Annotated in this window: 9 protein-coding genes; 1 reads left to right on the forward strand and 8 read right to left on the reverse strand. The window is 27.5% G+C overall.

What is annotated here, in order from left to right; all coding sequences use genetic code 11:
* Positions 1 to 179: 179 nt before the first annotated feature.
* The 5 genes from JMO20_RS07530 to JMO20_RS07550 all read right to left on the reverse strand — a co-directional run bounded on the left by JMO20_RS07530 (position 180) and on the right by JMO20_RS07550 (position 3513).
* Positions 180 to 965 (reverse strand): hypothetical protein, encoded by a 786-nt coding sequence (locus JMO20_RS07530; protein ID WP_202708923.1) that lies wholly within the window; start codon positions 963 to 965, stop codon positions 180 to 182.
* 212 nt (positions 966 to 1177) lie between these two features.
* Positions 1178 to 1528 (reverse strand): hypothetical protein, encoded by a 351-nt coding sequence (locus JMO20_RS07535; RefSeq protein WP_243414668.1) that lies wholly within the window; start codon positions 1526 to 1528, stop codon positions 1178 to 1180.
* A 398-nt stretch (positions 1529 to 1926) separates the two neighbouring features.
* On the reverse strand, positions 1927 to 2103 hold the full coding sequence (locus tag JMO20_RS07540; RefSeq protein WP_202708924.1) for a class I SAM-dependent methyltransferase: 177 nt from the start codon (positions 2101 to 2103) through the stop codon (positions 1927 to 1929).
* Positions 2104 to 2204: 101 nt separating this feature from the next.
* On the reverse strand, positions 2205 to 2603 hold the full coding sequence (locus JMO20_RS07545; RefSeq protein ID WP_202708925.1) for a hypothetical protein: 399 nt from the start codon (positions 2601 to 2603) through the stop codon (positions 2205 to 2207).
* An 88-nt stretch (positions 2604 to 2691) separates the two neighbouring features.
* Positions 2692 to 3513, reverse strand: a complete 822-nt coding sequence (locus tag JMO20_RS07550; RefSeq protein ID WP_202708926.1) for a CPBP family intramembrane glutamic endopeptidase — start codon at positions 3511 to 3513, stop codon at positions 2692 to 2694.
* Positions 3514 to 3831: 318 nt separating this feature from the next.
* Here JMO20_RS07550 and JMO20_RS07555 point away from each other — a divergent pair, with 318 nt between their 5' ends.
* Positions 3832 to 4077, forward strand: a complete 246-nt coding sequence (locus JMO20_RS07555; RefSeq protein WP_202708927.1) for a hypothetical protein — start codon at positions 3832 to 3834, stop codon at positions 4075 to 4077.
* A 13-nt stretch (positions 4078 to 4090) separates the two neighbouring features.
* Here the strand turns inward: JMO20_RS07555 and JMO20_RS07560 are convergent, their stop codons facing one another.
* The 3 genes from JMO20_RS07560 to JMO20_RS07570 form a co-directional block, all read right to left on the reverse strand.
* Positions 4091 to 4480 carry a hypothetical protein gene (locus JMO20_RS07560; protein WP_202708928.1) on the reverse strand — a complete coding sequence of 130 codons (390 nt, stop codon included), beginning with the start codon at positions 4478 to 4480 and terminating at the stop codon, positions 4091 to 4093.
* Between the two features lie 387 nt (positions 4481 to 4867).
* Entirely contained in the window at positions 4868 to 5098 is a 231-nt protein-coding gene (locus JMO20_RS07565) for a hypothetical protein (protein ID WP_202708929.1), read from the reverse strand.
* 319 nt (positions 5099 to 5417) lie between these two features.
* Positions 5418 to 6149: a Fic family protein gene (locus JMO20_RS07570; protein WP_202708930.1), complete on the reverse strand. Its 732-nt coding sequence runs from the start codon at positions 6147 to 6149 to the stop codon at positions 5418 to 5420.
* Between the last annotated feature and the right edge of the window lie 237 nt (positions 6150 to 6386).

Here is a 6386-nt window from a genome sequence, read left to right on the forward strand (position 1 = left end):
TGAACGTTTTAGCGTTTGCCACACCTTCGAGCCTTACAAAAGGTCGTTCATAACTATAAGCATACAAAGGTTTAGTGCGGTAACTGATTCGGTAAATGAGAAGCTGTTTTGCAAAATATCCAATAGCTTGTCCGTCGTGTACCTTTACGCAAAAGCTTTATTAAATGATGTCCAATAAACTAAACCTTAAGCATCTCTCTAAATACTCCTTCTACATTACCTCTTAACTCCCTCTTAGTTCTTAATATAAAGTCTATGTACCTACTACCTATTTCGTAAAAAGAGACTCTATTAAATGGATAGGTAATCTCCTGTGAATTTTTTTCTAATCCAAAGATTACTCTAATTTGATTTTCTATATATCTCGCATATCCTTCTTTCCATTGTTGCCAAATCATATATTCAAAATCAAAACAATCTAAATAGTTCTTCATATACTCATAATATTCATTTACTCTTTTTTCACATGTAGCATCAAAGTACATATCTAACTCTTTAGTTTTTTCTATAAATGTTTTATCTTCATAAGGGAATGAATATTGTATTTCCCACATATAATCCTTCTTTTTCATAGCATCTTGATATACACCTAAATCTGATTTTAATTTCTGTTCACAGGTCCCTTGGTAACAATGTACAAACTCATGAAAAGCAAAAACATATCCCTTTTCAGTGTCAAAAGTATCCTCTGATAACACTGCAGCCATTTTATTTTCATATTCTTGTAGGTCAAAAGCTGCTTTAACTCCTTCTGGCATTGTCATAGGTACTGAACATTTCTTTACAAAAAAATATTTCCTCAATTTTTCATTAAAATCAAATATTATAAAATTATTATTCTCAACAATCGCAACTGGATATAGCTTAGAGAGAGAAATATCAATATCTTTAATTTCACTATGTAGGTCTACTAATTTTTTTAAACTAACCAAGTGTTTTTCATAATTACACTTATCACCATTCAAAATATCACCTCATTTATTATTTGGATTTCATCTAATGTCTTCTTGTTTGCAACACTTACGAACTGCACCCTATAGGATACTTCTTGTTGGATTTTGACTCCCAGTGATAAGGTGTGGTACACCATTCTCCAAAACCCACTATCGTACCCACTTACTGGAACATATTGCTTTAAGATATCATATGCCTTCTTCGAATCTACTAACGCCTCATGTTAGTTTAAACTCTTCTGAGGAATTTCACCATTAGAGTAATAGCGGATTACCTTTCCCTTCTTTTCAGCATATTCGATTTCTTTTTTGGTACTGTCGCCTATATAACCATTGACATCGATTACGAAAATTTCATCAGAGATATCAATTTTCCTAAAATGAACTTCCCCTAATATATCAGCTTGTTCTTTAGTTATTTCAAGACCTTCACTTTGTTCAAAGAAGGCCACGCTAATTACTATATTGCCTTGAAGTGTAAGAAAGGCATTTGTTTGGTTAAACTGTTTCTTAAATTTTGTAGAACCACATAATGTTATTACTTTCATATTTATTCCCCTCATTTGTATTTCCATCTCTGTTTGTTTAACAAGTACTGTATTAAGTATTGAATTAATCTACCTATTTTTTTGAACTTTCTTCATTTGAGTTTGCTAATAACTCGGATGTATGTAGACTAATAATCTGATGAGAAATCACTACACTCTTTTAACTTAAATTTTTTATGAATTTCATTTTCTTTTTGCTATATAAGCAGTTGTATATATCTGTTTCAACAATATCATCTAAGTTTTGATATAGATCTATCACTTTTGAAGAAAGCACCTTCTGTTTTTCCTTGTCTAGAGATAAAAATGATGATTGAGAGAAGAAAGATTTTGTTAATCTATCCCTACTTTCAACCAATTTCCACTTATAGTCTAGATAGTCTTCTAAAATAAAGAAGCCACTATTAGTTATCTCTAACTTTCTATCAGATTTCAGCTAACATAAATGTTGCTTGTCCTGTACCCGATCCTATTTCAAGTAACCTATCACTTTTTGAAACTTTAGTTCTATCTATAATCCAATCTATAACTTCATCTGGATAAGGTGGTCTTGACTCATCATATATCTTTGCTCCACTATTAAAAGATTCTCTTTTTTGCATAATGAATCTCCTATTATTTTGAACTCTTCTAAATCATGTGCTTCTAAATCGAAAATATTTTGCTAGACAATGGCTTGTTTAACTTACACTAATAAAAAAGTTTATCTATCCATTTTATCTCTAGTACCCCAATCATTCAGTCCCTTTTTGATTAAGGGGATTTCAAACCTTAATTCATATTTCACTAAATTATCTACTGTATAAGGCAATTGATAATGTTCTGAATTAGTAATATCAAATTTACCTTTAAACTCACTTGGAATTTTTATTTCATTATAATCTAAAACTAAAACTTCAACCTTAGGTATTCTTTTGTCCCAAATAGATATATCTGTTGTTAAAGAATAACTATCATATTTAAATTTCCTAAGTATATCATGGGCAGCAAATCTCAAAGCACTTTTTTCAGTGTGAAAAATATAAAGTGGACCATACATTTCTATAACAATTAAGATTATAATTACGAAGATAATTCCCACTAGAATATTTTTGCTTTTCATCAAATCATCCCTTTAAATTAAAAATTCATTCTAATAGTTTCACTTTTACTATAAAAAAGATAAATTTTAACAAACTTCTCTAGAAATTCTATATTGTATCTATTAGTGCATGTAACAGAATACAAGGGGTTAATGACCTAGAATTTAAATATATCTTTTCAAGTAAAAATCCTATATACATCTGAAAACAACTAGTTAATATAATATTTATTGAAAACTCATTATAATTTAGAATATGAATTAATCCAAATATTATAGACTGAATAATATTAGATTTTTTATGAGAAACTCCATAGCCTATTAAGCCACTTATCAATAATCCTCTAAATATTACTTCTTTAACTATACTTGGATAGTATATCTGTTGTACTAAGTTTTTAAAATAGTCAATTAGAGAAATATTCATTAAAATTTCTACTTGATTACTCATTATGAGAGGAACTATCTCCAACAAAACATATAATAATATAATTACTAAAAAATCCTTCAGTTTTATTCCCCAGTTAAAATCTCTTCTTAATCTTATGTTAAAAAAATAACTCAAAAGTATCGTCATTATTAATGGTAATTGAAATAATCTCAATTGATTGTGTGTATATTGATCCATCATATTAATTAAGTTTAAGCCAAATTTATAGTATAATTGAATTGCCATATAAACTATAAAAACAAGAATGAAGCCGTATAAAAACTTTTTTTGTTTTTCAGTATCAAGATTACTATTTATAATTTTTGTTCTAAAAACAACTAAAAATAGAAAAGATAATATGTATGTGCCTATTATAATAATTATAGATAATATATAATCTATGTTTGAAATAAATATGCAGAGTAAACATGCTATAATGAAGATTACTTCTAAAATAGAATCATTCTTAACTCTTCCCTTCATAACTCCGCTTCTTTTCATAATAAATTTGATAATTCTGATTTTAAGACCATATATTTTTCCCCTATAGCAACTATTTCACCTAACGTCTTCGTGTTTGCTACGCCTCTAATCTAGCCACAGAAGGAATACTCCTTTGGTGGAGCTTGTCTCCTAGCGGAGAGATGTGGCGCTCATTATCCTAACCCTGAACTACGTGCACCCCTGCAAAAATATTTTGTTAGACAATGACATCTATGAACTTTTATATTAAACCAAATTAAGTTATTTTTTATTTATTCATTGTTTATCTACTAAATTTTGTTATAATAATAGTACAAGATAAGAAAGGTTGATTATATGGATAACATTGAAAAACTTTTAAAACAAGTTATAAATAACCAAGATGACATGAAAAAAAATATATCTGATATCAAATCAAAACTTGATTCAGTAGTTGATCAAACAGCTGATCTTACTGAATTTAGAACACAAACAAATCAAAATTTTAGTGATATTAAAGATACACTTAAATTTATAATTCATAAAGAAGTAGAAAATGAGCAAGAAATTTTTAAATTAAAACAAGTGAATGAAAATAAATAATTATTAATTAGAGCTAATTTATTACTCCATATTTCAAATCCCTTAGATATCCTTGAAAACTATACCTAGGCATTATTCTATTTTTATCAAATTCTGAATCAAAAAAAGGCTCTAGAAAAATTACTATCCGTCGTATATCTCTTTTCGTAACATAGTCCATAACCTTTTCTTTAACTTCTTCATTATTAACTTCCCTTGTGAATCGTTTAAAGTTGTGATATTCATCTACATCTGTTTTATATACTATTAATGGATATTTACTATTATTATGGCTAATTTTATCAATGATTAGCTTTTTAGAATATCTGTTGAATAAAACTATTAGAACAATACAAATGAGCACCTCTCTAACCAAATTTTGTTTTTTATTGATATTCTTAATGATTTTGCCTCTTCCAATCAATTTGTTATAATTTCTTCATTCATATTAAATACCCACAAATTCTTTGTTCTATGATATTTACGATATATGATTCGGTAAATACTAGGATTATAAGATCAATTACTTCTCTATATTACTTTTCAATAAATCATCAATTTCATTTTTATACTTATTACTAATGAACAATACTTCCTTCTTTTAGATTCGCCCTTTTTTATAGATAGTAGTTTAACAATAAATAATAAAAAAATCATTATTCTAATTATTAAATTCCATTTACATATCTTATAGACATAGATATAAATCTTCTGTAATTGTTTTTATTCCTTTAATAAAATCTCATTAAAATATTTATAAAACATAGATACTTCTATTTAATATTAATTATTATTGGCAAAGTTAATTCTATTACTTTATTATCTTACTTTTTTCTTCCCATATTAAATAAAAAATTCCTATAACTAGCGCAATTATACTCCATATATTTAATGAATTTCCAATATAGCTTAACATAGCACTATATAAATTTGGACTCCAACTAGAAACTCCCGAACCAAATATTGCAGCACTAATAAACTTTGTACAATATAATAATGCTGCGATTAAAATAAAAATTACTCCTGTCCCTCTTTTATTCAAAATTAACACAACCTCCTTTTTAATGAAAATACTGTTTATTATCTTAACAAGATTATTACACTTTTCATTTTGAATCAATTATTAATGCAACATACTTACTCCAACCTAGTACACTGTGTGCGTTCTTTCATATAACGTCTTCATGTTTGCGATACCTTCGAACTGGACCCTAAAGAAATGCTCTTTAGTGGAACTTCGTTCCCAATGAGAAGGTGTGGTGCTCATTTTTCTTAACTTCTTTTTCCTTAGAGCATCCTTGTGCAAAAATTTTGTTATGTAAAGTCAGTATTATAACATTTGTAATGAAGATTCGTACACTCTAATCAATTACTTTTAAATACAAATCAAGACTTCGATTTAAAGCCTGAATTACTAACTCGATAAATTCTCTATAATCTCCAGTAATATGTGCTTTGTCCAATGCACTATAATATTTTGCTCTATCTTCATTTCGAATTATTGCTAATGGATAACCTGCTTTCATTAGTTCTAAATTCAATAAGAGTCTTGCCGTTCTACCGTTACCATCTATGAATGGGTGTATTTTTACAAAATCAGTATGTAATTTTGCTGCACGTTCTACTGCATGTAAATCTTTACTTTCATTATTGTACCAATCTAATAGTGTCTCCATCTCTTCTTTAAGTAAAAATGGTTCTGGTGGTATGTGTTCTGCACCACTTATAATAACCTTCTCTTTTCTATATGTTCCTGCATAGCTATCATCAATACCTTTAAGAATCAATCTATGAATACTTTTTACTTGCCATTCTGTCAAAATATCATCTTCTTTTACAAGATCTTCAACGTATAAAATAGCCTCCTTATGATTAATTACTTCCAAATGTTCTTTTAGAGTTTTACCTCCAATAGTAATTCCATCTTCCAAAACAACTTTAGTTTCTGATAAAGTTAAAGTATTACCTTCTATAGCATTGGAATTATATGTCCAAGTTAATAAAAAATTTTCTCTTAAGCTTTTTAGTGTATGATTAGGTAAAGGCCTCTTATTATCAATAATATTCTTTTTCTTATCAATCTCTTGAAACATCAAGAACTCCTCCTTATATTATATAAACTATTATATTAATTCCTTATATTTGTTATAAAACCTTCTCCTATTAAAATATATCCTCAAATATTTTTTTTATAATTAGATTTATATTTCTTCTGCATTCAGAAATCTTTATAAAAATAAATAATAATCCTAATTTCATATAACGTCAATGAATTGAATTTAATATCTTTATCCTTTCTTGCTCTTTGTGCTATGCATGAAAGTTTTGTT

This window comes from Sporosalibacterium faouarense (assembly GCF_016765695.1).
Classification (GTDB): domain Bacteria; phylum Bacillota; class Clostridia; order Tissierellales; family VENL01; genus Sporosalibacterium; species Sporosalibacterium faouarense.